General features: G+C 62.5%; 1 protein-coding gene. It reads left to right on the top strand.

The window, feature by feature from the left end; genetic code table 11:
- Positions 1–439: ATP-binding protein (locus AACY08_RS27705; protein ID WP_339472298.1), on the top strand; the 439-nt coding region annotated here is incomplete at its 5' end.
- Between the last annotated feature and the right edge of the window lie 295 nt (positions 440–734).

Below are 734 nucleotides of genomic sequence, written 5' to 3'. Positions count from 1 at the left end.
CACCACGGCGACGACACTGGTCGCAGGCCTTGCCAAGGCGCATGGCGAACGGCGTCTGGATGAGAAACAGCTCGCGCTGTCGAAGCCAAAGCTGCTGATCGTCGACGAGCTCGGCTACCTGCCGCTGGAACCTGACGCGGCGCATCTGTTCTTCCAACTGGTCAGTAGGCGCTATGAAACTGGCGCCATGCTGATCACCTCGAACCGCAGTGTTGCCGAATGGGGCACCGTGTTCGCCGATCCCGTGGTCGCCACCGCGATCCTCGACCGGCTCTTGCACCACAGCCACGTGCTGACGATCCGCGGCGACAGCTACCGGCTCCGAGCCAAGCGCAAGAGCGGTCTCATCAAAACGCCGACCGCCGGTGACGGCCCTCCGGTCGGCTCCGCCTCCCTCCGGCCCGTCACCGGCGGAAACAACCTTCAACCGAGATCATAATCCCGATGGTGGGGGCAGTTCTTCATGACGCAAAGGGGGCAGTTCCGGATGGCGTTTGACACCCGAGAGGTAGGGCTTGCCCATCCATGCTGGCCTCCTTCCCAGCCAGCATGGTGAATGAGCACCAACTGATTTGGGTCCCAAACGCAGCCCTCGCTTTAGGAGAGGTTCGCGGCTCCCGCCGCAGCAATCGAACGGCGCAGTTGCGCGATGAGTGCGGTGCTGTTGGGAAGAGCTTTTTCCTCGGCAGCCACAATCTTGCGGAAGCCCCGCAGCTTCAGCGTCAAGATGAAAT

The sequence above is a fragment of the Pseudomonas sp. EL_65y_Pfl1_R83 genome (assembly GCF_963970695.1).
Classification (GTDB): domain Bacteria; phylum Pseudomonadota; class Gammaproteobacteria; order Pseudomonadales; family Pseudomonadaceae; genus Aquipseudomonas; species Aquipseudomonas tritici.
This window is presented reverse-complemented; position numbering and strand designations above follow the sequence as displayed.